At 38.4% G+C, this 26,810-nt stretch carries 25 protein-coding genes; 1 reads left to right on the plus strand and 24 read right to left on the minus strand.

Annotated elements, in window-relative coordinates:
* Positions 1 to 45 precede the first annotated feature (45 nt).
* Positions 46 to 1,482 carry a D-alanyl-D-alanine carboxypeptidase family protein gene (locus tag CGC63_RS14880; RefSeq protein ID WP_003022003.1) on the plus strand — a complete coding sequence of 479 codons (1,437 nt, stop codon included), beginning with the start codon at positions 46 to 48 and terminating at the stop codon, positions 1,480 to 1,482.
* Between the two features lie 64 nt (positions 1,483 to 1,546).
* Here CGC63_RS14880 and CGC63_RS14885 read toward each other — a convergent pair whose 3' ends face one another.
* The 24 genes from CGC63_RS14885 to CGC63_RS15000 form a co-directional block, all read right to left on the minus strand.
* A complete protein-coding gene (locus CGC63_RS14885) occupies positions 1,547 to 2,509 on the minus strand; it encodes a 3'-5' exonuclease (RefSeq protein WP_003022000.1) in 963 nt (320 codons plus the stop codon).
* Between the two features lie 152 nt (positions 2,510 to 2,661).
* Positions 2,662 to 3,357, minus strand: a complete 696-nt coding sequence (rplA, locus tag CGC63_RS14890; protein WP_003021997.1) for a 50S ribosomal protein L1 — start codon at positions 3,355 to 3,357, stop codon at positions 2,662 to 2,664.
* A 56-nt stretch (positions 3,358 to 3,413) separates the two neighbouring features.
* A complete protein-coding gene (rplK, locus tag CGC63_RS14895) occupies positions 3,414 to 3,839 on the minus strand; it encodes a 50S ribosomal protein L11 (RefSeq protein WP_003021994.1) in 426 nt (141 codons plus the stop codon).
* Positions 3,840 to 3,936: 97 nt separating this feature from the next.
* Positions 3,937 to 4,458, minus strand: coding sequence for a transcription termination/antitermination protein NusG (gene nusG / locus CGC63_RS14900; protein WP_003021992.1), 522 nt, complete (start codon positions 4,456 to 4,458; stop codon positions 3,937 to 3,939).
* Between the two features lie 16 nt (positions 4,459 to 4,474).
* A complete protein-coding gene (gene secE, locus CGC63_RS14905) occupies positions 4,475 to 4,678 on the minus strand; it encodes a preprotein translocase subunit SecE (protein ID WP_003021990.1) in 204 nt (67 codons plus the stop codon).
* A gap of 20 nt (positions 4,679 to 4,698) precedes the next feature.
* Entirely contained in the window at positions 4,699 to 4,848 is a 150-nt protein-coding gene (rpmG, locus tag CGC63_RS14910) for a 50S ribosomal protein L33 (RefSeq protein WP_003021987.1), read from the minus strand.
* A 236-nt stretch (positions 4,849 to 5,084) separates the two neighbouring features.
* Complete coding sequence (locus tag CGC63_RS14915) at positions 5,085 to 5,474, minus strand: ATP-binding cassette domain-containing protein (RefSeq protein WP_242648461.1); 390 nt, start codon at positions 5,472 to 5,474, stop codon at positions 5,085 to 5,087.
* Positions 5,475 to 5,548: 74 nt separating this feature from the next.
* Positions 5,549 to 5,896, minus strand: coding sequence for an ATP-binding cassette domain-containing protein (locus CGC63_RS14920; protein ID WP_009246988.1), 348 nt, complete (start codon positions 5,894 to 5,896; stop codon positions 5,549 to 5,551).
* Entirely contained in the window at positions 5,815 to 6,114 is a 300-nt protein-coding gene (locus CGC63_RS15935; RefSeq protein ID WP_081445602.1) for an ATP-binding cassette domain-containing protein, read from the minus strand. Before CGC63_RS15935 ends, CGC63_RS14920 begins: the two co-directional genes overlap by 82 nt.
* Before the next feature lie 24 nt (positions 6,115 to 6,138).
* The gene (locus tag CGC63_RS14930) at positions 6,139 to 6,996 is read right to left on the minus strand and encodes a 3-isopropylmalate dehydrogenase (RefSeq protein ID WP_003021977.1); all 858 of its coding nucleotides are present in this window, start codon (positions 6,994 to 6,996) and stop codon (positions 6,139 to 6,141) included.
* Positions 6,997 to 7,365: 369 nt separating this feature from the next.
* Positions 7,366 to 8,172 carry an ATP-binding protein gene (locus CGC63_RS14940; protein ID WP_022239004.1) on the minus strand — a complete coding sequence of 269 codons (807 nt, stop codon included), beginning with the start codon at positions 8,170 to 8,172 and terminating at the stop codon, positions 7,366 to 7,368.
* On the minus strand, positions 8,111 to 8,392 hold the full coding sequence (locus CGC63_RS15770; protein WP_003021963.1) for a hypothetical protein: 282 nt from the start codon (positions 8,390 to 8,392) through the stop codon (positions 8,111 to 8,113). The genes CGC63_RS14940 and CGC63_RS15770 overlap by 62 nt, the downstream gene beginning before the upstream one ends.
* Positions 8,393 to 8,484: 92 nt before the next feature.
* A complete protein-coding gene (locus CGC63_RS14945) occupies positions 8,485 to 9,429 on the minus strand; it encodes a type I phosphomannose isomerase catalytic subunit (protein ID WP_003021957.1) in 945 nt (314 codons plus the stop codon).
* A gap of 4 nt (positions 9,430 to 9,433) precedes the next feature.
* Positions 9,434 to 11,164, minus strand: coding sequence for a phospho-sugar mutase (locus tag CGC63_RS14950; RefSeq protein ID WP_003021954.1), 1,731 nt, complete (start codon positions 11,162 to 11,164; stop codon positions 9,434 to 9,436).
* Between the two features lie 13 nt (positions 11,165 to 11,177).
* A complete protein-coding gene (locus CGC63_RS14955) occupies positions 11,178 to 13,424 on the minus strand; it encodes a glycoside hydrolase family 3 N-terminal domain-containing protein (RefSeq protein ID WP_003021951.1) in 2,247 nt (748 codons plus the stop codon).
* Complete coding sequence (locus CGC63_RS14960) at positions 13,424 to 16,513, minus strand: alpha-mannosidase (protein WP_003021948.1); 3,090 nt, start codon at positions 16,511 to 16,513, stop codon at positions 13,424 to 13,426. The genes CGC63_RS14955 and CGC63_RS14960 overlap by 1 nt, the downstream gene beginning before the upstream one ends.
* Before the next feature lie 196 nt (positions 16,514 to 16,709).
* Complete coding sequence (locus tag CGC63_RS14965; RefSeq protein WP_003021946.1) at positions 16,710 to 17,696, minus strand: glycoside hydrolase family 130 protein; 987 nt, start codon at positions 17,694 to 17,696, stop codon at positions 16,710 to 16,712.
* 74 nt (positions 17,697 to 17,770) lie between these two features.
* Positions 17,771 to 19,222, minus strand: coding sequence for an ABC transporter substrate-binding protein (locus tag CGC63_RS14970; RefSeq protein ID WP_003021944.1), 1,452 nt, complete (start codon positions 19,220 to 19,222; stop codon positions 17,771 to 17,773).
* Positions 19,223 to 19,307: 85 nt separating this feature from the next.
* Positions 19,308 to 20,240 (minus strand): carbohydrate ABC transporter permease, encoded by a 933-nt coding sequence (locus tag CGC63_RS14975; RefSeq protein ID WP_003021941.1) that lies wholly within the window; start codon positions 20,238 to 20,240, stop codon positions 19,308 to 19,310.
* Positions 20,241 to 20,251: 11 nt separating this feature from the next.
* Complete coding sequence (locus CGC63_RS14980) at positions 20,252 to 21,211, minus strand: ABC transporter permease (RefSeq protein ID WP_003021939.1); 960 nt, start codon at positions 21,209 to 21,211, stop codon at positions 20,252 to 20,254.
* A gap of 18 nt (positions 21,212 to 21,229) precedes the next feature.
* Positions 21,230 to 22,252 carry a LacI family DNA-binding transcriptional regulator gene (locus CGC63_RS14985; RefSeq protein ID WP_003021935.1) on the minus strand — a complete coding sequence of 341 codons (1,023 nt, stop codon included), beginning with the start codon at positions 22,250 to 22,252 and terminating at the stop codon, positions 21,230 to 21,232.
* 196 nt (positions 22,253 to 22,448) lie between these two features.
* Positions 22,449 to 23,723 carry an MFS transporter gene (locus tag CGC63_RS14990; RefSeq protein WP_009246997.1) on the minus strand — a complete coding sequence of 425 codons (1,275 nt, stop codon included), beginning with the start codon at positions 23,721 to 23,723 and terminating at the stop codon, positions 22,449 to 22,451.
* A 97-nt stretch (positions 23,724 to 23,820) separates the two neighbouring features.
* Positions 23,821 to 24,717, minus strand: a complete 897-nt coding sequence (locus CGC63_RS14995; RefSeq protein ID WP_154965477.1) for an ROK family protein — start codon at positions 24,715 to 24,717, stop codon at positions 23,821 to 23,823.
* 241 nt (positions 24,718 to 24,958) lie between these two features.
* On the minus strand, positions 24,959 to 26,809 hold the full coding sequence (locus CGC63_RS15000; RefSeq protein WP_003021927.1) for an alpha-amylase family protein: 1,851 nt from the start codon (positions 26,807 to 26,809) through the stop codon (positions 24,959 to 24,961).
* Position 26,810 lies beyond the last annotated feature (1 nt).

A 26,810-nucleotide genomic window follows, 5' to 3' on the forward strand; every position in this document is an offset into this window, starting at 1 on the left:
TTATAATGTACAGTAGTTTATGTAATAAAAAAGTGAGGATTTTTTATGAAAAAGAGGGGATTACCTTTGTTCTGTGCCCTTTTAACCAGTGTAGTACTCACTGTAGGAAACGGAACAACTATTGTCATGGCAACGGAAGCCACACCGGAAGCTTCTGTGGTATCGCCAGAAACACCGGAAGAACCGCCTGTTCCAGAAAGCTACGAATGGGAAATTCAATCAAACAATATTCCCGGCTGGCCAGAAGGACCTAAAGTCATGGCAGAAACAGCCATTGTCATGGATATGGATACAGAGGAGATACTCTATGCAAAAGGAATTGATGAAAAACGTGCTCCTGCCAGTACAACAAAAATTCTGACAGCAATGCTGGCAATCGAAAAAGTACCTTTTGAAACTCAAATTACCTTTACAGATGAAGTAAATAACATCGAAGCAGGAAGTACCCACATCGGTATTAAACCCGGAGAGACACTGACCATGAAAGACTGTGCTTATGCAATTTTACTTGCATCTGCCAATGAAGTTTCCTCTGGTGTTGCAGAATATATCGGCACTACGGTTCCTGCTTTTGTAGACATGATGAATCAACGTGCAAAAGAGTTGGGATGTACCAATACCCATTTTGTCAACGCAAATGGTTTATACGATGAAAACCATTATACAACAGCCAGAGATTTGGCAATCATTGCAAAAGCCGCTTTTCAAAATGAAACTTTTCGGGAAGTTGTAAAAACACCTTATTATATCGTTCCAAAAACAAATATTACAGATGAAGAAAGATGGCTGAATAATCACCATAAAATGATTTTGCAAGGCTCTGAATATTATGAGGGATGTCTTGGCGGTAAAACAGGATATACAGAAAAAGCAGGAAATACACTGGTTACCTACGCAGAAAGAAATGGTCGAAAACTGGTCTGTGCTTTATTGGCTGACGTCAATGTTGTTGCCCAATACACTGACACCAAAGCTCTTTTAGATTATGGTTTTAACAGCTTCCAGCGTCTTGACACTACTGCTGTTTCTCTCTCTCCTGCAAAATCAGATAAACTGGGGAAACAATTGGAAGAAAAAGGGCTTTTATCCACAGCTTTAGAAACCACTTCTATTAGTGTTCCCAAAGAACTAACAGAAGAATTAACCTATAAAACTACTTTAGAAAACAATATGCTTAATATTGATTATTATTATGGAAAACAACAGATTGGAAGCTCATCTATGCAGGCTTCCGATGAAATCTTAAAGGTTTCTCAAGAACTATCTCCAAAAGAAGTAACAAAAACAGATGCATCTGTTTCTCCCAATCCTACAAAAGACAGTAATACTTCCGAAAAAGACAATATCCTTCCATCCTGGAAATACATTGCATTGTTTTTATTGATAACAGGTATTCTTTTCTATATTGTTGTTCTAATTGTAAATATAAAACGAAGTATTAAAAGACGTAAACGCAAAAAAGCAAGAGAACGCAGAGATTAAATTTCATATAGGATACTTTTTATGAAATAAAATAGGGATACGCATACAAACTTCATGCGTATCCCTATTTTTTCTTCTTTTCCTGATGCCTTTTCATACGACGCTTCTTTCTTAAAGCTTCCCTTTTCTCACGAATTTCTGATGCTTCTGCTTCATCAATTCGCTTTAAAGTTTTTACTACATAATATTTACCTTCATCTGTTTTCTTAATTCTTGCTTTTCCTTTAAAATAGCCATGCTCCGGACAATATGCAAGGCACAAATGCGATTTTGGATTAACGGAAAACCAGCGAATTTTCTTTTTGGCTGTCCGTTTGCAAAGAAAACACTGCGTTTTCGTAACTTCCTTATCCATCATTGCTTCTTCCTTCGAAGAAAATTCTCTGGATATAAATTTAGAATAATCCTTAAATACCGTATAAATTTCACTATCCTTATTTTTAGGATTTTGATAACAATCAATAGAATAATTTCTTTTCATGAAATTTTCCGGTATTTTTTTCAATATTTCTGCTGTATAATGCGCATCATTTAATGCCTGATGAAAAGTATCTCCTTTATCCATCTTCAAAAAGTCAATGGCATACTCTAAGGAACGAGTTGTTTTTTCATTCTCGTAAATCAATCCAAATAATTTTTGCACATCGTAGTAAAAAACAGGTCCTTTCAGCAAAAAAAGCATTCTGTAATATTTCAAATTCCGCTGCAATTCCACCAAATCCGCCGAACCCCATGTGCAAAATTTTACGTCTGTCCCGCACCACTCCAGAAATTTCTTTACAGCAGCTTTAAAAGGAATACCTTCCTCCAATCTATTTGAAGTAATTCCCAAAATTTCCTTCGTACGAAAATGCAGACGGTGGTAAACTACAGGTTTTATAATCTCCTGAAAAGAATCCACTATATTTCTGTTCTCATCCAGCTTTACTGCACCAATTTCAATAATCTCAAAAGGCAATTTTTTATTTTCTTTTTCTTTTCCGTAAGGGCATTGATTCCATTCTAAGTCAAAAACAATATAATTCATATCAGTACCTCTCCTTGCCAGTCATTGGCTTAGCAAAACAATTCTAGCAAAATATTATTTACAAGTCAATGTTCGAACAAAAACCTTCCCTGAATATAAAAAGAAGCTGTCCACTAATTCTCTAGTGTAACAGCCTCTTATTTGTTCATCTATTACTGAGCTAATTTAACTGGGTTAACCTTTACGCTTGGTCCCATTGTGGAAGCCAGAGTTACGCTCTTTAAGAACACACCCTTTAATGCGCTTGGTCTAGCTTTGTTAATAGCTCCCATAAGCGTCTGGAAGTTGTCCGCTAACTGCTCCTCTGTGAAAGAAGCTTTTCCGATTGGCACGTGAATGATGTTTGTTTTATCAAGACGATATTCAATCTTACCAGCTTTGATATCCTGAACAGCTTTTGTAACGTCCATTGTTACTGTACCGGCTTTTGGGTTTGGCATTAAGCCTTTAGGTCCGAGAACACGTCCTAAACGACCAACAACACCCATCATGTCCGGAGTTGCAACAACAACATCAAAATCTAACCATCCTTCGTTCTGGATCTTTGGAATTAAGTCCTCAGCTCCTACGAAATCTGCACCAGCTGCTAATGCTTCGTCAGCTTTTGCATTCTTAGCGAATACTAAAACACGAACAGTTTTTCCTGTTCCGTGAGGCAGTACAACTGCACCACGAATCTGCTGTTCAGCATGACGTCCATCACAGCCTGTTCTGATATGAGCTTCGATTGTTTCGTCAAATTTAGCTACGGCTGTTTTCTTTACTAAAGAAATTGCCTCTGCTGGATCATATAAATTTGTACGGTCAACTGCTTTTGCAGCCTCTGCGTATTTCTTTCCGCGTTTCATATAAATAACCTCCTAGTGGTAATTGCGGGAATGTCCCTCCCACGTTTGTTGATAGTTTAATCTTCTACTTGAATACCCATACTTCTTGCAGTACCAGCAATCATGCTCATAGCTGCTTCTAAGGATGCTGCATTTAAGTCTGGCATTTTCATTTCTGCAATTTCCTGGATTTTAGCTTTAGAAATTGTAGCAACTTTTGTTTTATTTGGAACGCCTGAACCAGATTTGATGTTACAAGCTTTCTTTAATAAAACAGCAGCCGGCGGAGTTTTTGTGATGAAGCTGAAGCTTCTGTCCGCATATACTGTAATAACAACAGGGATGATTAAGTCTCCCTTATCTGCTGTTCTTGCGTTAAATTCTTTTGTAAACTGAACAATGTTTACACCGTGCTGACCTAAAGCAGGACCAACTGGTGGAGCTGGTGTTGCCTTTCCAGCAGGAATCTGTAATTTAATATAACCTGTTACTTTCTTTGCCATTTTCGGCACCTCCTATAATGTGGTAATTGCGGGAATGTCCCTCCCACGAGCCATGTGACATTATGACCCTTGCGTCCTGTTATTTCTCTTGTCTGTCTTATGAAAGACTCTTTACTTCTGCGAAACTTAAATCTACTGGTGTTTCGCGACCAAACAGCTCAACATTAATTGTCACAATCTGTTTTGCTTCATTAATACTCTGAACAACGCCCACAGTATCTTTCCAAACACCGCCTGTGACAACGACACTGTCGCCTTCTGTGAAGTCAATCTCAACATCTCCTGTAAAGGAAATACCAAGTGCTTCAATTTCTCCCTCTGTAAGAGGAACCGGCTTAGACCCCGGACCAACAAATCCTGTAACACCACGTGTGTTTCTCACGACATACCATGTGTCGTCGTTCATTACCATGTGAATCAGAACATAGCCTGGGAACATCTTTTTCTGAACCTGTTTTTTCTCACCGTTCTTCAGCTCTACTACGTCCTGCATGGGTACTCGGACTTCTAAAATCTGATCCTCCAGGTGTCTGTTTTCAATTGTCTTATCAATGTTGGCCTTTACTTTGTTTTCATACCCTGAATAGGTATGAACAACATACCAATTTGCTTCTGACATCTTATTCACCTTGTCCTTACTTAATTAATAAGTTAAGCAGCTGCAAAATTCCGCTGTCAATAACAGCAATCAGCACTCCGACAACAGCAGTGATAGATACTACTGCAACCGTCTGTTTTACCAGAGTCTGCTTATCAGGCCAGATTACTTTCTTAAACTCTGCCTGAAGTCCTTTCCATCTGTTCTTTTTTGGAGCTTTCTGCTTTTTTTCTGCTTCCATAATTCACCTCTTAAACCTTATTATTTGGTTTCTTTGTGCAATGTATGAGTCTTACAGAATTTGCAGTATTTTTTTGTCTCCAAACGTTCTGGGTGATTTTTCTTTTCTTTTGTCATGTTGTAATTACGCTGTTTACATTCTGTACATGCCAATGTGATTTTTACGCGCACGACTTCTCCACCTCCATGTGTCTTTTATCGCTGGCAGCTTCACGTAACCGCCATTTTGCAACGTCTTGTTACCGCAACAAAGGTTCTTTTTTACCACAATTTCGCTTTTTGTGAAACTAAAATTAGGCATAAAAAAAAGACCTACTTCCACTGTTGCTGTTAAAGCGTATCATAGCACGCCGTCTTTGTCAAGTTTTTTTACGAATTTTCCCTTTCTAAAATAAGCCCTGCCTCTGTCATCCTGTATACCTTATCACATACCTCATCAATATATTTCCTGTCATGCGAAATGCTAATAACAGCTCCTCATAATTTTGCGGCATATATTCTGCATGAATATCCTTTCTCTGTAACAACTCCTCTGATATTTTCTTTAACAGTGTTGTCTTTCCGCTTCCGTTGCTGCCAATGATGCAGATTTTCTCTTCCCCCCGAATGCGAAGAAAAATATTCTGTGCCAAAATTCTGCTGCCGTCCGGCGTCCATAATTTATCAAGAGAATATTCTATCACCGTTTTCCCTGCCGGAATTTCCGAATTTTCATCACCCAGCTTAAAATAAATTGCGTCCTCCGTCTCAGGCATTTCCGTCATATTTTCGTCTTCCCTTTGAAATCTTTTCTCCATGGATTTCACCGCGTGCATTTTCTTTTTCTCGCTGCGTTCGTTTATCGCCTCTTTTTTCTGTTTTTCAAAACCTTTTAAACGTTGTCCACATATTCTCTGTAAGGAACGCGCATCACTGTATAGCGGCACTTTGTCTTACGGGCAATTTGCTCTATATGGATAATCATATTTGCCGTATTTTCAATGAGTGTTTCATCATGAGAAATATATAGCACAATCCCCTTCCATGAAAGAATAACCTCCTCCAACAGCTTTAACGTATCAACATCCATATCATTGGAAGGTTCATCCAGCAGCAATACTGTGGGCTCTTCCATAAAAATCCGCATAAACGCTGCCTTCATCTTTTCTCCGCCGGACAAGCTCCCCATCTTCTGGTCACTGTAAAAAAATTCCTCTTCAACACGAAACTGCTTCGCCATTGCCGAAAGCCCCTTGTGCATATACGTTCACCCGTGCACTCTGTATACGCCTCTGCCATATCCGGCTCATAAATCCATTTTATGAGCGTGGACTTTCCATTGCCTTCCTCTCCGATTATGACTGCCTTATCCCCCGAATTTAAGGTCAAATGAAAATCTTCTAAAATAACTCTCAAATCTTTACGATGTGTAATGGTCAAATTCTTTATCTGTAACATATGCTTCTATAATATTCAATCCTCTTATAACCCAAATTCCCGAAAGAGTTGCTCCTGATACTCCTCATCAGACGCTGCCTTCAAAATATCCTCTATTCTTCCAAGAGCAGAAAGCTTTAAAGTAAGTTCATTCACACGTTCTTTTCCCTGCTTTATGCCAATCTCTTTCCCAATCTCTTGACCTTCATTTTTCTTCGCTTCCAATTCATCCTTCATTAATTCTTCTAATGCCTTACACATCCTTCTCGCCTCCTCGAATTTTTCCTCGTTTGCCCGCACAATAATGTCCATTACGGACTCATACAGTGTATTTTTCTTATGTTTTTTATAATCTTCGATTAATTCTTCTGCATCTTTCGTACTTTTAAGCTGATTGGTCAAATTCCTAAGCCACAGACTTTCTTTCTTAGAAAGCTCACTCGTAACGATAATCTGAATAGGAAGTGTATCACCAATCACATAATAAATCCCTGCATACATTCTTTTAATTTGTAGTTTTCTTTCCGCAACGATATGCCGAAAAAGCTCCCTTGGATAATTCTGACACACAAAGGAAATCGTCAATTCTTCCAATAAAATCGAGTTTACCGGCATCCTGTCTGCCTTATAAAAATACGTATACGCATATCCTTTGTAAAAGTCATCAATACACAGATAGTCATCTGGACTTTTGTATTCTACGATATTATACCTTCTAAATATCTTTCCTATATTTTTCTTTAGTGCCTGTGTTTCCTTCTTCTTAATCAACACATCAATCATCATCGGCTTTGTTCCGAGCACGTATTCTGATTTGAATTCAAGATATTTTGCCTCCTCCCCAAATTCAATCTGAATGCCTGCAAAAAATGCCGGATGCCACTGTAATAGCTTTTCTGTCATAAAAACCTCCTTTTCCGTTTTTTTTAGGAGGTCCCTGCTTGGGAAGCTCCTGCCTTTGTTATTGTGGATAAAAGCATGAATTTCCCGAATACAGAATTGCTGTTAGATGAACAGGGATGTCAGAATTTCCTGTTCTTAGAAATTAAAAAGAAAATAATGCTTTTTATTATTTTATCACAGACTGAGTTTAATAGAAACCATTTTTATAAAAATGAAAGGAATTGTTTAAATTTTATACACTCTATATACATATTTGAATAAGGCTTTCCAATATTTTGCAAATAATACAAACTAGTCAAGGACTGTTTCAGGTACAAGAAAAGCGTCTAACGAATTTCTGTTCCATTAAACGCTTTTCACAAATTGAATTTATAAAGTATACTTGGTTCCACGCCCGTTCCCAATAACTTTAATATATTCTTTCTCCTTTAAGCTATCCATTAATCTTAAAGTTTTTGATTTCGTATATCCCACCATTTTTGCAATCTTACTGCTTGACAGCCGTCCCTCATTTTCTAAAATATTTATAATTTTTCCTTCATCCTCCGTCACATTATAATGATTATTGATTATAGGCAATGTCACACTTATTACATTATCTGTAATCTCAAATTTAGGCTTTATTTTTGCATCTTTATAAGCAAATAAAATACGCTTTACTCCGGTTTCAAACATTTCTACATAATTCATTCTAAAAAACACGTTTCCTAATATAGGATTTCTCAAACAGGAAATATCACCATTTACATACTCGTCTGCCGTTATTCCTTTCGGTAACCCACCGGGAGATTTTATTTCTATTCTGTCTCGAAACATCAATATACGGATATGAGAATTTATGCTCCAATCCCGATGTATTAAAGAATTTGCAATCGCTTCACGGTAAGCGTTCTCAGGTATTAAGTCTATTTTTTTTCGTTCAATTCCGGATATTTCTTCATATTGATAATATCTTTTAATCATACTGACTGCTGCATCGTATTGTTTTAGTACCGATGTTTTTTCGATTGTTTCTCTATCCATAATTTCATTTATCGAATTTCCAAACTGGGCCATATCAATTCCATAGAAATCGTTTTCATCAGAAAGCAATGCTGCTGCATTATTATATTTTTTATCTTTCGTAAACAACCCAAGGGTACGCAAAATATCTTCCGATACAGCCGTTATACCCAATTTTTTCCATTAACTTACTATTCAATTCCTTAAATGCTAAGTCCGCCCTTCCGCAAGGCAGCTCTTCAAAATATAAATTACTTCCTTGCAAAACAAGCTCTTTCAGTTCTGCCTGGTCTGCTTCTATTGATGCTGTATCACTTCTTCTGTATGCACTAACTGTTTTTAAAAAGGTATTTGTAATCGTGGATTTAAACTCTAAATTTTTATTTTCCTTCATTTTACTTTCCACCTTTATACGATTTTAGTTATCGTATCATATCAACGCAAAAATGCAACGTAAAAATTTACGTTGCATTTTTCGTTTCATTTTTATCCCACTGTTGTAATTAACACTTCACATTCTCCGCTGATTTCATATTCACCGCTTCCTGCTGACATAAAGAAGCTATCTCCCTTTCTGTAAGGAATAGTTTCTCCTCCGCAAGAGATTGTACCTTCGCCTTCCATAATTAAGATACTTGCAAAGGACTCTTCGCCCACAGAACCTTTCATGCTGCTCATAAGCTTTCCGTCCATATTCAGGCAATCTACTGTGAAATAGTCGCAGCTTGCAATATGAGGATAGCATGTATTTTTTCTGGAAATCGGAACACGGTTTGTTACTTCTACTGCTTTATCAATGTGTAACTCTCTCTTCTTTCCGTCTTTTCCCACACGTCCAAAGTCATATACTCTGTAAGTTACATTGGAGTTCTGCTGAATTTCCGCAATAACAATTCCTTTTCCGATTGCATGGATGGTTCCTGCTTCAATAAACAGCACGTCACCCTTGTGTACCGGAACAGCATTTAAAACCTCCAGCAAAGTATCTGTTTTAATTCTTTCTTCGAATTCTTCTTTGCTGACTTCTTTTTTAAATCCGTAATAAAGGAAAGCACCTTCTTCACAATCCATAATGTACCACATTTCTGTCTTTCCATACTGTCCTTCATTTTTCAGAGCGTATTCATTATCAGGATGTACCTGAATGGAAAGATTATCCTTCGCATCAATAAATTTAGCCAGAATAGGAAATTCTTCAAATTTCTGACAGTTATTTCCCAGTACTTTTTTTCCTTCTAAGTCAATGTATTCCTGCAATGTTTTGCCTGCATAAGAACCATTTACAATATAAGAAGGTCCGTCCGGATGGCAGGAAAGTTCCCAGCTTTCTGCCAGAATATCACCATCAAATTCTTTGTTATATTTCTCTACCAGACGATGTCCGCCCCATAAATAGTCTTTATAACTTGGACGTAATTTTAATAATGCCATTTTCTTATTCCTCCTCTGCCAACGCTCTGACTCCGCACATCAATGTATTCATTTTTGCTTCCGCATCTTCGCTGTCTGTTCCTCTTACGCCTACATAGAATTTAATCTTCGGCTCTGTTCCTGACGGGCGCACACAACACCATGCGTCATTTTCCAGCTCAAAGTACAGTACATTGGATTTTGGAAGTCCTGTGCCTTTTTCTTCTCCTGTTTTTGGATTTTTTACAATACCCAGCTCATAGTCACGTAATGCCAGAACCTCAGAACCGCCCAGCTGCGCCGGAACTTCTTTACGGATTTTTTCCATAATAGCAGCAATCTGTTTTGCTCCGTTCTGACCTTTTAAGGTAATTGTGCATAAATCTTCTTTATAGAAACCGTAAGTTTCAAAGAGGTTGTTCATCTGCTCACAAAGAGTAATGCCTTTGTCCATATAGTAAGCTGCTGCTTCACATAAAGCCATAACAGCTACAACAGCGTCTTTATCTCTGGCATGAGTACCTTCCAGACAGCCGTAGCTTTCTTCATATCCGAACAGAAATTCATTAGAATGTTCCTGCTCAAAGAACTTAATCTGCTCGCCGATATACTTAAATCCGGTAAGTGTTTCAATGAGTTTTACATTGTAAGCTTTTGCAATTCTCTTTGCCATTTTTCCGGATACGATAGTAGTAACTACTGCTCCGTTTTCAGGCAGAATACCCAGCTCTTTTTTCTGAGAAAGAAGGTATTCCAGAATGAGCATGCCGGACATATTTCCTGTAAAGCTCTTGTATTCTCCGTCTGACGGGTCTTTTGCGTAGATACCTAAACGGTCAGCATCCGGGTCAGTAGCCAGAATTAAATCTGCATCTTTTTCTTTTGCAAGCTCCAAGGCTAATGCAAATGCTTTCTTGTCTTCCGGATTTGGATACGGAACTGTTGGGAAGTTTCCGTCAGGAAGCTCCTGTTCTTTTACCACATATACGTTTTCAAATCCCAGCTCTTTTAAAATACGGCGTACAGGAAGATTACCTGTTCCGTGTAAAGGAGTGTATACAATTTTCAGCTTGTCTGCCTGACGTTTGATTGCTTCCGGACGCAATACCAGTTTCTTCAAAGCTTCAATATAGCGATCATCCATATCAGCGCCAATGATTTCACAAAGTCCTGCTTCCATAGCTTCCTCACGGTTCATGGTTTTTACTTCATCGTAAGATTCAATGGCATTTACTTCTGCAATAATATCTTTATCACGAGGCGCTGTAATCTGAGCACCGTCTTCCCAGTATACTTTATATCCATTATACTCTGCCGGATTGTGGCTTGCTGTAACAACTACACCTGCTGTACAGCCAAGTTCTCTAAGTGCAAAGGACAGCATTGGTGTGGGGCGAAGTTCAGGGAAAATATATGCCTTGATGCCGTTTGCAGCCATACAAAGAGCTGTTTCCCATGCAAATTCTGTGGATTTATTTCTGGAGTCATAAGCAATGGCAATTCCTTTTTCCTGTGCATTTTCTTTCAGGATATAATTTGCCAGTCCCTGTGTCGCCTTTCTTACGGTGTAGCGGTTCATTCTGTTTGTACCTGCTCCGATAATTCCTCGAAGACCTCCGGTTCCAAATTCCAGATTTTTATAAAATCTTTCTTCTATTTCTTCTTCATTATCAGAAATACTTTTTAATTCTGCTTTTGTGTCCTCATCAAAATAAGGGGATGTACACCAAAAATTATAGTTTTCTCTAATATCCATATCTCTTTTCTCCTTAAAAAAGATTTATTGTTTCACTTCCCACAGTCTGTCCCATTTCTTCTAAAATGAGTTTTACTCTGCCCGGCTCAACCTTAAATTCCATTTCAAAATTCCAAACGGCAAATGCCTCAGCAGGTAATAAAATGCTGACTCTTTTGCTTTCTCCCTTTTTCAGCCAGACTTTTTTAAAGCCCTTCAGCTCTTTTGCACGGCGTACCACGCTTCCCTGCTCTCCTGCAATGTATACAAGAGGCACTGCATAGCCATCATATTCCCCCACATTTTTAATGGTCATTTCTGCCTGAATACCGTTTTTATGAAGCTCGTCCAAAGCTACCTCTGTGTTTCCAAAGGATACGTCTTCATATACAAATTCCGTATAACTCTTTCCATATCCGAATGTATATGCTGCTCCATCCGGTATATTATAATAATGCATACTGCGATAAGAATTTTTATAATTATAGTAAACCGGAAGCTGACCGCTGCATCTTGGCAGAGATACCGGAAGTCTTCCTGAAGGATTTACGTCTCCGAATAAAATTTCTGCAATGGCCTTTCCACCTTGCATGCCGGGATAAAATGCATACAGAACAGCATCTGATTTTTCTGCTATCGTGTCAAGAGCATAAGCTCTTCCACCAATAATTACAGTAATCACCTTAGAACCTGTAGCAAATATTTTTTCTGCCAATTCTCTCTGTTCAATAGGAAGAGAAAGTTCTGACGTATCAACACCTTCTCCACAATCCATAGAAACACCATGCTCAGAAATTGCAGCTCCGTTCGCATCAAAAGAAACTTCTCCAAAGCGACTGGAAGAACCACCTAATACCAAGATTGTAATATCAGATTGTTCTGCAAGCTTCACCGCCTCTGTCTGTTCTTCCTGCGTACCCTCAAAAACACCACAGCCTCTGGCATAGACTACATTATCTCCGAAATAAGAACGTACACCATCTAATACAGTGCTGCACTTCTCTCTTTTCACCTGTGGACTATAATCGCCCAACTGATTATAAACTGCATCAGCATTTGGTCCGATTACTGCAATTTTCCTTTGCTCTTTTGAAAGAGGTAAAATCTGATTTCTGTTTTCCAGAAGGACAACGGACTCTCTGGCAATGTCTAAGGCTTGCGGATACTTTTCATAAGAATAATCTTCCAATTTCTGATTTTCATCTAAAAGAGGGTGTTTAAAAATTCCTCTTTTAATTTTTAATTCTAATACCCTAAGAACTGCTCTGTCAATATCTTCTTCTGTAATGTAGCCATTTTCAAGAGCCTCTTCCAAACGTCCATAAGCTTCATCCCACAGTCCAATATCCACACCTGCACGCAAAGCGGCAGCTGCCGAGTGAACACAATCACCTGTTACAACATTCAACTGGTCAATAGCACAGCCGTCTGCCATTACTACTCCCTCAAAGCCCATTTCATCTCTTAAAATATCTGTTAAAAGATGGCGGTTTGCATGGCAAAATACTCCATCAATTTCATTATAAGCTGCCATAACACCGTCAACTCCCGCATCAGCACAGGCTTTCATTGCCGGAAGATGGATTTCCCGAAGTTCTCTCTCTCCGATTCTTGCTGCACTTGCATTGATACCTCCGGTACATTCACCCTGTGCGGCAAAATGTTTTGCTACTACGGAAACACCCTCATCTTGAACTGCTTTTACAATCTGTTCTGCCATTTTTGAGCAGAGATATGGGTCTTCTGAAAAACATTCTTCACTACGTCCCCAACGTGGATCTCTCACCACATCAAGCAGAGAAATCAATGCCAAATCTACTCCCATCTCACGAAGCTGTTTACCACAAACACTATAAGCAGAATGAATCAATTCTGTATTAAATGTTGCTCCCATATTCAGATTTACGGGAAGAAGATAGCTGTCAAGGGCTTGATGCCCATGAGGACATTCTGTGCTTAATAATGCGGGAATACGCAGTCTGGAATGTTCCAGAACGTATTCCTGCATCTTGTTGTATGCCTTTACGGCGTTTTCGCCGTAAAGACCATTTTCATAATTCTTCTGAGACCAGGGGTCTGCACGATAGAGACCGTACAAAGTTCCAAGCCCTCCGTACTTCTCTACTTCATCTTCAAACTCCTGACTAAAGGAGATTTCTTCCCCGTTTCTCTCATAGATACCAAAACCATAAAGTTTTTGATTTAACTGTCCAATTTTTTCCTGCAGAGTCATTTTGTCAAGTAATTCTTTTGCCTCGGCACTGTAGGTATTTTTTTTCATTATTTTAACCTCACCCTATAGGTCTTAATTTCATAAGGTTTCACAGATACAGTAAAGCTGTTGCCGCAAGCCTCGATATCAACCTCTTTTTCTTCCATAAGATTACATTCTTCTACACTTTCCAGCATTCCTTCAGCAAAAGTCAGAGTTGCTTTTGTCAGGCTGTTTTCACAGTCATAAAGTCTGACAATCATGCCATCTCCATTTTCTGCCGGTTTTACTGTCTCTATAATAATATTATCTTTGTCTGTAGAAATAAAGGATTTTCCTGAATTCTTCAATTCTCCTGCTGCTGCATAGACCGGCTGATTAAGTTTGTACGCTTCCTGAACAGTTCCTGCTGCACACCACACTTCTTTGTGAGGATATAAAGCATAAGTAAATACGTGTTCTTCCTGATCTGCAGTCTTATTTGGCTCAATACCTGATTTAATCAGTGTAAGAGCAATATTGCTGTCTTTTGCAGAGTAACCGTATTTACAGTCATTCAACAGGCTGACGCCATAGTGACCTTCAGAAATATCCATCCATTTCTGTCCGCAGCTTTCAAATCTTGCTTCATCCCAGCTTGTATTTCCATGAATTTTTCTCTTCAGATTACCAAACTGTACTTCAAAAGTCGCCTCATCTGAGTGAATATTTACAGGGAAGTGAACCTTCAGTAAATGCTGATGTTCTTTCCAGTCTACCCATGTAGAGAAATCAATTCTTCTGCTGTCTGCATAGAAATGAATTTTCTGTTTAATAACAGAATTGCTGATTGTACGCTGAATTTCCAAAGTAGCACGTACAGGTCCTTCCTCTGTCCACTGAATTTTATCTGCTTTTTCAGCATCCCAGTATTTTTCGGAATAGTACATATCAATGTCCCAGCAATCATAGTGCATTGGCTTGTCTTCATACATACGAAGGAGATTTCCCTTTTCTCCGGCTTTTAATACTTCGCGGTCACACTCTTTGTCATAAATAGAAGTAAACAGACCGTTTTCATCAATAGAAATACGATAAAACGGAGTTTCTATTCCATTTTCTGTAATCTGAATTCTGGAAGCTTCTTCCTTAACAGTATCTAAAAGCTGTAAAGTTTTTCCGCCTTTTGCAGGAATATCTGTAATATATGCAACTGCTCCCTGGGCTGTTTCCTGTACCGGATAAATCTTACCGCTTTCATCAGTCAATGCTGCTGCATGGCAATCGCCTAAGCTTACAACATCATTTCTATCAAATCCTAATGTATTAAATACACTGATTTTATCCTGTCCGCCATCCATAAGCAGATTTAATTTTTCTGCAATCATTTCTGCCAGACGACTTTCAATTTCTGCATATTCTTTCTTAGTTACTTCGTATACTTCTGCAATAGAAGAACCTGGTAAAATATCATGGAACTGGTTCAAAAGAACTGTTCTCCAGATTTTATCCATTTCTTCTTTTTCACTTGTTCCTGTAAGCACTTCTAATAATTCTGCATCCATTAAAAGCTGCTCACATCTGCGGTTAGAGCGTTTATTTCTTCCCATAGAAGTATAAGTTCCTCTGTGGTATTCGAAATAAAGTTCACCTTCCCATACAGGCAAGCTCTTATTTCCTTCCACACGCTCCTCAAGCTCTTCAAAATAATTTCCGGCGAACTCCTGACGTACCTTTGGAATGCCACGAATACCTTTCTCCATACGTTTAGAAGTTTCCAACATTTCTCTTGTAGGACCGCCGCCACCATCGCCATATCCAAATGCGATAAGAATATCATTGTTAATATCCTTGTTCTGATAGCGATGCCATCCGCCCAGAATAGCGTCTGGATGCAACATACCATTATAAGTTGTAAAGAAATCAGCTTCACTCTGTCCCACACCCAATGTTGTAATCAGATGAGTGAAAATTTCACTTCCATCAATTCCTCTCCACATCATTGTGTCGTAAGGAACTTTATTAATCTGATTCCATGCTAACTTTGTAGTCATGAAGTATTTAATACCGCTCTTCTTCATAATCTGAGGAAGTGCTCCTGAATATCCAAATACATCTGGAAGCCATAAAATACGGCTGTCAATGCCAAATTCATCTTTAAAGAACTTCTTTCCGTAAAGGAACTGACGCACCAGTGACTCGCCGCTTGTAAGATTACAATCAGCTTCTACCCACATTCCGCCTTCCGGTTCCCATCTGCCTTCTTTTACACGCTCTTTAATTTTTTCATAGGTTTCCGGATATCTTTCCTTCAGAAACTGATACAGCGCCGGCTGGCTGGACATAAATTTATATTCCGGATATTCCTCCATATATTTCAATACAGTAGAGAAACTTCTTGCAACCTTTTCTCTTGTCTGCGCCACAGTCCAAAGCCATGCCACGTCAATGTGTGTATGTCCGATACAAGAAGCAATAACATCCTCGTATCCACTCATATCTTCATATAATGCTTTTTGAATATAGTTATGAGCTTCTTCTATAGACTGATAAAATTCTTCAGAATAAGGAGTACGTAAATCCAAGAGATTAACTGTATTATTCAGGATTGTACGCAAATCCTTTCTCACTTTATCGTCTTCCTGCATTCTGGAAAATCCCTGAAGTGGAACAACAATATCATAATAAATCTCATTAATTGTTTCATCTACTTCTACTGTTTCCATTGTAAAGGTCAGTTCAGCGAACATAACACCTGTGTATCCCTGTAAATCAATAGTATAGGTTTCACCCTCTTTTGCACATCTTTCCAACATTACTGTCTGATGATTCAAATCCATTCCCTGTGTCATCTGTCCGTTTACAAACAACAAAAATTGTGGATTTTTTGCGTAATCCCAATGGTCTACCTGTGTTGCCACCTTGAGATAAAGAGTTTTTCCATCCATACTCTTCGGAACAGTATATTCTGCTCTGAACCAATAATGTTCATCCGGTCCATACCAATGCATAGTCTTGCTGTCAAACTCTTCCCATGGTTCTGCTGACTGATCTGCTTCATAAGGGTAAAAATATAATCCCTTCTTATAAACAACTCCCTTTACCGGCTCTTTCTTTACAAAAGCTAATTCTTTTAATTCATTGCATATTACAGAAATTCTATCTTCAATAAATCTCATGCTATCGCATCACTCCTTATATACCTATTTTATTTCTTCTTAGAGATTACAAGCTCAAAGCCAGCGCAGACTGAGCGTAAAATATATCGATATCTGCAAGCTACACTTTGATACAATCGTATAAGTGAAAATGCTCCCAGATGCATCTAATGCACCTGGAAGCACTTTCCTGTTGTGAAACTATCCAACAGGTTCATTAAAAAGCATTTTCTTTAATATATTTTAACATATCATCAACAGTTGTAAAGGCAAGACCTGTAACTGTATCTGCACAACCATAATAAATGGCAATTCTTCCTGTATCAGCATCTGTAAGAGTTGCACATGGGAATACCACGTTCGGTACATCTCCTACACATTCATATAATTCATAAGGTCCTAATACATAAGCTTTAGAACGTGCAATTACTTTCCATGGCTCATTTAAGTCTAAAAGTGCTGCACCCATACGGTATACAAATCCGTTACATGTATTGATAACACCATGGTAAATCAATAACCATCCTTCATCTGTCTCAATCGGAACAGGTCCCGGGCCAATCTTTGTAGACTGCCATGCAGAGATATCGCCTTTTTCTGTAGACATTACATGTCTGTGGTGTCCCCAGTATTCCAAATCAGGGCTCTGGCTGCAGAAAATATCACCGAATGGTGTATGGCCTGTATCACTTGGTCTGCTCAGCATCATATAATTTCCATTGATTTTTCTTGGGAAAAGCACACCATTTCTGTTATATGGCAAAAATGCGTTTTCTAACTGATGGAAAGTCTTGAAATCAAAAGTATACGCTACACCGATTGTTGGACCATGATATCCGTTACACCATGTGATGTAGTATCTGTCTTCGATAAAGCAAACACGTGGGTCATAACGATACTCTCTCTTTGTAACCTCAGAGTCACCTTCAAAAGTAATTGGTTCATGGTTAATTTCCCAGTGGATACCATCTTTTGAAAATCCTGCAAAGATATCCATACTTACACATTTGCTGTCACATCTGAACACACCTGCAAATCCATCTTCAAAAGGTACAACAGCGCTGTTAAAAATACTGTTGGAGCTTGGGATATCATTGCGGTTAATGATTGGATTCTGTGTATATCTCCAAATAGGCATATTATAATTTTCAGGCTTTTCCTGCCATGGAATATTTTTTAATGAATTTCCAATAATCTTTGACATTTGTCCTCCTCGTCAGAACAGGGGCATCCTCCATTTTTTAGAAAATGCCCCCACTCATTATGTTTTAGCTAATTTTATTTTGCAGCGTCAATCTGTTTCTGTGCTTCTGCACGAATTGTTTCCCAACCTGCTGTTTCCAGTTCCTTTTCGATTGTTTTAATCAGTTCTCTTGGATCCTGAGCGCCTGTGAAGAATTCTGAATAGTATTTTTCGTATACGGCACGGCAGTTTGCAAGTTCTGTTTCAATCTTAGATGTATCAAGGTTAAATCCAAGTAATACAGATGGTGTTGCATTTTCATTTAATTCTTTAACTTCATCCCACTGGTTGAATGTTTCAATTGCCTGCTGAGTTACATTAAAGAATGTACCCTGTGTATAACCAGCCATTCCCCAGTCTGTAGTCAGTCTGTTTACTTTTCCATCATCTGTGTATTCGAAGTCAGAACCTTCTACACCATAATAGAATAAGTCACGTACTTTAGAATCTGTGTTAACTAAGTTTAATAACTGTAAAGCTTTTTCTGGATTTTTACATCCTGAGTAAATACCATTGATAGAACCACGTACTGTTGTGTTAGAAACTACAGTATCACCATATTTTACTGCTACACAGTTGTTGATACCATTGTTTGGTCCCCATGTAGTAGTTGCAGCTCCACTCCATCCCTGTGCTGTAAAGAATGTTCTGTATTTGTTAGAGTCATCAGCTGTTGGTGCATCACCATTAATAAGTCCTTCTTTGTACATTTTGTGAATGATATCAAGGTTTGCTAAAACGTCTTCATCTGCTAATGGGTTTACAACTGTCTTAGATTCATCTGTGTATTTAACACCTAATACAGGTAAACTTGCACTTAAGTCATCAAATCCAAGGTTAACAAGGAAGTTTGCACCGTTTTTAGACATGTAGTATGGTGCTGTTCCTTCGCCTTCTTTAATTGTTTTTAATGCATCATACAGAGAATTGAAGTCAGTGATTGCATTAACATCAATGCTGTATTTATCTGCCATATCCTGATCCCAAACAAAGTATTCTGTAAGGGAACTATCTTTGTAAGATGGAACACCATAAATTTTTCCATCAACTTTCATTGCTGTCCAGTAATCTTCTGGAATCATTTCATACAGTCCTGCTGCTTCTTTTGGTAACATTTCTGTTAAGTCCATTAAAGAACCATTTGCGATTTCTGCATTGTAACGTGTCTGGTCTGTAAAGAGAATATCGAAATATTCACCGGAGTTTGTGATAACACTTCTTCTGTTATCCCAGTCACCCCATGGAACGATTTCCATTTCTACATTTACACCGATTTTTTCTTCCAGGTATGGATTAATCTGTTTCAGCCATTCGTCGTAATTCTTAGGCATACCATTTCCTACCTGAATCCATTTTAATGTTACAACATCACTTGAGCTTTCACCTTTTTTAGCTTCTTCCTTTTTGCCATCTGAACCGCAGCCTGCTAACAGCCCCATACTCATTGCAGCTACAAGTCCTAATGCAACAACTTGTCTTTTTTTCATTGTAAAATATCCTCCTTTTAGAATTTTTAATTTTTAATTTCACCGGAAGCCGGATATTGCTTCCGGAAAATATCGTCTCATTATATCAGCCTTTTACAGCTCCTACTGTAAGACCTGAAATAAAGTATTTCTGGAAGAACGGATAGCAGCATGCGATTGGAACGATAATAATCACTGCCATTGCCATTCTCGCACCTTCTTTTGGCATAGAGTTTATATACTCAGTCATACTAACTCCAAGCGCCGGATTGCTTAACATAGCCTGCATATTTCTTTCGAAGTGATCCAACAATGCCTGTAAAGAATACAGAGATGAATCAGTAATATACAGAGATGACTGGAACCAGTCATTCCAATAACCAAATGTAAGGAACAAAGCGATTGTTGCCAACAGCGGTTTTGACAGTGGCAAAGCAATCTTTCCGAAAATCTGGAACTGTGTAGCGCCATCAATCTGGGCGGACTCAATAACAGACTCCGGTATATTCGTTCTAAAAAATGTCTTACAAATGACTACGTTAAATGAAGATACACACAGCGGAAGTATCAATGCCCACATCGTATCCTTCAAATGCATGAACTGTGTATTTACCACGTAAGATGAAATCATACCACCATTGAAAACCATAGGAATGAAAACCAACATAGTAAAGAAGTTGTTCAGCTTATAACTACGTCTGGAAATGACATATCCCATTAAAGTTGTTAAAGCAACACCTAATACAGTACCGACTGCTGTTACGATTACAGAAACTCCGAGAGCATCAACAATCATAGAAATTTCACGCCCTAAGAATTTATAAGCATCCAGTGAAAATACTTCCGGAATAAAACGATAACCGTTCTGTGCAATAGACTCTTCTGATGAAACGGAAATCATGAAAACAAAAAATACCGGAATAATACAAACCAATGCCAATAGGATGAATATAATGTTAAAAATTGCGTTAGTGCCTCCGGAAATTCTATTCAATTTTGAAGACTCCGCAAGATCTAAATCTTTTTTATTTTTCGCCATTTTCACACCTCCTATATAATTGCACTGTCTTCGTCTAATTTTCGCACAATCGCATTAGCAACTAAAATTGTAATACAACATGCTACTGACTGGAAGAAGGTTACTGCTGAAGTCATACCAATCGGTGTTGAGGACTGCAGCATGTTAAATACCTGTGTATCGATTGTTGCTGTCGTATTAAAGATAGAACCGGTTGCTCCCTGAGATAACTGGAAGAACAATCCAAAGTCTGAATAAAAGACTTTACCTACATTCAAAATAAACATCATAATAATAACATTTTTCAAGCAAGGCAATGTAATGTATCGTACCTGCTGACGTTTATTTGCACCGTCCATAACAGCCGCTTCATATAAGGTAGTATCAATTCCTGAAATACTGGATAAATAAATAACCATGTTATATCCTGTACTTTTCCACAGATACATAAAGATTAAAATAGCTGGCCAAACGCTTGCTTTCATGTACCACTGAACCGGTTCATGCCCTCCGTCACGAAGCATTGTATTAATCAAACCATTGTCCTGATTTAAAAAGGCATCCAGGAAATAAGATGCTACTACCCATGACATAAAGTATGGGAAGAACATCAATGTCTGGTATACTTTAGAAGCTCTTTTATTGTGCAGCAAACTGATCATAATCGCAAATCCAACGGAAAGAATCATTCCGATTACAATAAATGCCAGGTTATAAAGAATTGTGTTTCTTAAAATAACAAATAAGTCATTGGACTTTATTAAGAATTCGAAGTTTTTAAAACCTGACCAGTCACTGTGGAAAACATTGTAAATGAAGCTTTCTCCCGCAGTCACTCTGTAATTCTTAAATGCAATAATCAAACCAAACATCGGCAGAAAACAGAATAATATGTACCAGACTGCTGTCGGAAGCGCCAGAATGGTCAGCTCCGTATCGTTTTTTGTCCAACGATTTCTTTTTCTGAGTTTTTTTTCTTTCTTCAACTCCATTCCTCCTTATCTTTTAGTTTATGATTTCTGTTCCTCTCTTTTTATATTACGAACAGACTCCCGGTATATAATATTGCCGGGAACTCGGAATACACCTCCGCCCTTTTTCGCAGGGTTGCTCATGTGCTTTATCATACGCCGTGCTGCAAGTTTACCGATTTCTTCGATGTCAACTGCCACTGTAGTAAGCGGCGGACTGCAAACCTGTGCATAAATGGAATTATCAAATCCTGCCACAGAAATATCCTCCGGTATATGATAACCTTTTGCTGTTAATTCCTTAACCAACTGAAATGCCGTTTCATCACAGTTGCATACAAATGCAGTAGGCATTTCTTTCGGAAGTTCTAAAGGTATTGCCTCTCCTTCCTGACTGCGGTCCGGAATATTCCATACATCTTGGGGAGTAATATTATTTTCCAGCATACTCCTTACGTATCCCAGATAACGGTCTGTGATACTTGTAGTAGCTCCCACCGTTCCTACAAATCCAATCTCTGTATGTCCCTGATGTATCAGATAATTGGTAATTTCATAACAGCTGTAAATATTTTCTGTCACAACCGAGTCTGATTTATGAGTTTCATCATAGACATCCACATAGATTTTCGGAAGATTAACGGCATCTAATTGCTTTTTCACTTCCCAATCCAGTATTCCTAGAAATATCAGGCCATCAAATATTCCCGATGACTTAATAGTCTGCAAATCTCCTGCAAGACTATGTCGATTAGGTGATATCATCATGCTGGTACAGGAAGCTTTCTGAAGTTCACTAATAATTTTTTCATACATTGCCATGTAGAACTTGCCTTCGTCTCCGGAATTAAAACGATCGCTCATAATAATTCCGACTTTTTTCGTCTTCCTGTTTCCATAATTGGGAAGAACATATCCTGATTTCTCTGCCAAATCAGCGATTTTTTTCTTGAGAGCCTCGCCGACTCCTTCCTTGCCATTTAAGGCTTTGGAAACAGTAACTTTACTTACGCCCAGCTCATCTGCTATATCCTGCATAGAAACCGATTTCTTCTCAGCCATAACATCCCCCTTTTCCCTAACATTTCTATAATGAATTTATCACTTTTTGACGTATTCGTCAATATACTTTAGCCTTTTCATATATAATGCACACTTTCGCAAAATAGTTTTTGTATATAATTACTAGTTTTATGAGAGTTACTTTTAACTTTACAACCTTTCCAATTACCTAACATCAGTTCACAAGACTGTAAACTTACTTAATATGCGGCAATTTCCGACCGTTAATAAAGAGATTGATAAGCCCTCCCACACCGGATATTAAGAATAAAACAGAAATACTCTTATATCCCAAAGACTGTTCGAAAACCGACTGTAAAGATGCACTGCATGCAGTTGTTAAGCAGCCCGCAACACTGATAATGGCTGCTGTAACTCCCAAATATAAAGTTTTCCCTGTGGCAGGGCTGGCAGAATACTGCAAATTTGTATTGGCAATTACCGTTCCTGAGTTACATGCCGTGGTAACAGTCATTAAAATAGGAGCAATAAATGGAGCACTTTCAGGGGTGACAAATGCCCATGACACCGTACACAAAAAGCCAATGGATGCGGAACGGTGAATGGTCCAATCCCACATGTGCTTGTCTGAAAACCGTCCCCACAGATAGCTTCCTGCCATTCCTGCTATTGCCGCCACAATTCCCGCACTTGCCAGAAACGTATGGCTCAGTCCCAGTACCCGAAGCTGGTATACAATTAAAAACGGCGTTGCAATACCGCCGGCAACACTGGAAAAAATATTATATAAAAGTAGCGGACGATAGCTCTTATCCTTCACAGGCTGAAGTACGTCTGATAACTGTACTCCTACGGTCTCCTCTACGGGACGCTCACATATATTTAATAAAAGCACTGCATCTAAAAGAGCCAATACCAGACATACAAGTCCTACGGTCTGATAACCTTGACTGTCGTTTCCTAAAGCCATAAGCTTATCCAGATGACGACTAAGTAAAAAAGTCACAATACTATTTACCCCAACTGCCAGAATATCCTTCTTTGCCATATATACCCCTCGTTCTTTTACGTCCACAAGGCTTATGGTCCACTGCTGAAGCCCCGGCGTTACAATACCGGCGCTTGCAAAGGCAATAATATACAGAGCAACTGCCGTTCCTACTCGAAAATTTGCACCTGATAAAAGTAATGGAAGCAAAAACATTGCCGCTACTGAAAAACGATAAATCACACATAAAATCCACATGATTGGTTTTCGATAACGAAACCTTTCAAATAAAAACGGAGAAAAAAACTGTAAAATACAGCCTAGCTGCGGAATTAAAGCAATGGAGGCACACGCAGCAACTGATGCCCCCAGATAGCCAAGATACCCCGTCATAATATTGTTTGTTGCGACTGCATAAATAATTGATGCAACTGCACCTTCTATCATAATACCGCGGGCTCCAATCAAAAGTTCACGTTCTGTGGGATTTTGATTAGGAATAAATTTCTGTCTCAAATTCATATTCATCTCTTTATCTATATACCTCTCAAAATCATCAGATATTGCTGCAGATGTGCCTCCATCTGCAAATATTATAAAATTTTTTATCTTAGATCTTTTATCCTCTTGTCATTTTCACAAACAGTCCTTGCATAGCTTTTTCGGAAGTTTCTGTTTGCACATGAATTTTAATATTTCTCTTTTCACATTCTTCTGCAAATTCTTTACCAAAATAAGTAAAGCTCTTTGAAATCTGTCCACCGAAAATAATTGCATCAGGATGGAAATCTTCGATAACAGGAAGAATTGCAGCTATAATGTCATCTCCAAATTTCTTCCATGCTTTCAGAGCTGTTTCATCACCTTTCTGACATAAATCATAAAGTTCTTTTCCGCTCTTAGGCTCTCCAAATACTTCCTTACAAATTCGTTCCAGTCCTCTTACTGAAATATAGTCATCAATAATAGAGTCTTTATATGGAAGCCAATACAACCATCCACACTCCGGTACTCCCTCTCCTGATTTCTGAGGAACTTTATCCTTTAAAAATGCTGTTCCTGTACCTGTCCCTATACAAAGACATACGATTTTTGATTCATCCTGCATTTCTCCGAACCATGCTTCTCCAACTGCAAATGCCTCAATGTCGTGCAAATAACCAAATTTAGCATTTTCAATTTCAGGAATTCTTTTTTTCATTTCAGGTTCTAAGGCTCTTCCGTAAATGCTGTCATATTTATTCAATCCCTGAATTTGACAAATTCCCTTTTCATAATCAAAAGGTCCCGGAAATGCCATGCCAACTCCTATTATTTCTGCCTGCGGATTTGTGTTCATTAACTCTCTCAAAATAAAAGCAAAATTATCCAGAATAACATCTGCGCTTTCTCTGGATTTTGATGGGTAAGAAGAAATATCTGTTTTTCTGTTGCCTTCCTCATCAAACACAGCGCCTTTAATCTGTGTTCCTCCTACATCAAGAAGTAAATACACTTTTTCTGTATAATTTGTCATAGCCATTTTTCCTTTCCATACGATTTATTTCTACATTTGTAGTAACCACAACGTTATGCCCTTTATATTATCAAATTTTTTTTCATTTGCAAGTTTTTTCTTGATTTTTTATATTTCCCAGTAAAAACCCATTTTCTTTCATTCGCATCCCACTATTATTTAATTAAGAACCATAAACAAAAACCGCTGAAATCCTTAAAAAATAAGGTTTTCAGCGGTTTTCATAGTATCTCATCCAAAATCAAACTTGATACAACCAACAAAAACTGCCCGCAGGAACTAAAACGGCTTTCGCTTCTTTTTGTTCACCTGACATTACATCTGTATAAAGGCCATCTTCTTGAATCCATGCTGTTTTTTCTTCCTGGGAAAAATTAAATAACGCAATCAATTTTTCTTCATCTTGGCTTCTTTTAATTCCAAGTATGGCATTGTCATAGGTTTCCAACATTTCTATATCTGCCTGTGCATCAAAAACTTTATGTTCTGCTCGAAATGTTTCCAATTCTTTTAAAGCGTTAAAAATCTGATGTTGACTTGTACCCTCTTCACATATTTTTTTCTGCAAATCCCATTGAAATTTTCCACGATGCAAATATCTGGAATCTTCACATTTCATCGGGTCATCATGATAGCTATAATCATTCAACTGTCCGATTTCATCTCCACAATACAATACCGGAATTCCGGATTGTACAAGCAAATACGCATGTAGCATAATCACCCATCCGGCTGCTTTCCTAATTTCCTCTTCGTCCTGTTCATACAGAGCCTTTTCCAAACCACAAAGGGAAGCCGTTGTTCCGCATAATCTGGCATCTTTACTGATTGGATCTGAGTTATATAATTCTCCGCGCCCTACAGCCTCTGGGTACTTTCCGGTCAGATAATCGTTCAAATATTGCTTATGTGGAATTTCACGAATCGAAAAATTCTCTAACCACTCATAATCCAATCCCCATCCTATGTCATCATGACAACGAAGATAATTCAAAAATACATAGTCTTTTGGTAAGTGACTGATAATCTCCATCTGCCTTTTCAACAACCTGACATCCTTCGTTGCCACTGTATGCCAAGTCGTTGCCATGGTTGTAACATTATACAACAGATGACATTCCGGCTTTTCTATGGTGCCGAAGTATGGCACTACTTTTGAAGGTTCCATAACAATCTCTCCAAGCAAAAGCACACCCGGACATACAATTTCCGTCACAATTCTCATAATTCGGACAATGCTGTGAACCTGTGGAAGGTTGCGACAGCTCGTTCCTAACTGTTTCCAAATATATGGTACGGCATCCAATCGTAAAATATCAATTCCTCGATTAGCAAGATACAGCATATTGTCAATCATCTCGTTTAGGACAACCGGATTCCAGTAGTTCAGATCCCATTGATATGGATAGAAGGTTGTCATGACATGTTTCCCCATATCAGGAAGCCATGTAAAATTCCCCGGAGCCGTTGTAGGAAATACCTGTGGAACTGTCTTTTCAAATTCTGCCGGAAGCTCATAATTATCGTAAAAGTAATAACGGTCCATATATTCCCGTTCACCTTGTCTGGCACGTTTTGCCCACTCATGATCTTCAGATGTATGATTCATCACAAAATCAAGGCAGACGCAGATGTTTCGCCTATGACATGCTCCGGTCAAGTTCTCCAAATCTTTCATTGTCCCAAGTTGCGGCTGCACACTCCGAAAATCTGCTACCGCATATCCACCATCACTTCGCCCTTCCGGGGAAGCAAGGAGAGGCATTAAATGCAGATAATTCACATGACATGATTCAATATAATCCAACCGTTTTTTAACTCCATTGAGGTTCTCTGCAAACGCATCTGTATAGAGCATCATGCCCAGCAAGTCACTCTTTTTATACCAATCTGTATTCTTCGCACGTGACTCATCTAACTTTTTCAAATTCGGTTTTCGTACATGATATGCCTCTTGCATCCGATATAATAAATTCTCAAACTGATCGCTGCGTTCTGGATACAACTCCATATAAAGCCATTTTAATTCGTCATAATACAGTTCCAGGCGTTTCTCATAACGCTGTTCTGCCTGTGATTTTTTTGCTTTCATT

It is taken from the genome of Blautia hansenii DSM 20583 (genome assembly GCF_002222595.2).
Lineage (GTDB): Bacteria > Bacillota > Clostridia > Lachnospirales > Lachnospiraceae > Blautia > Blautia hansenii.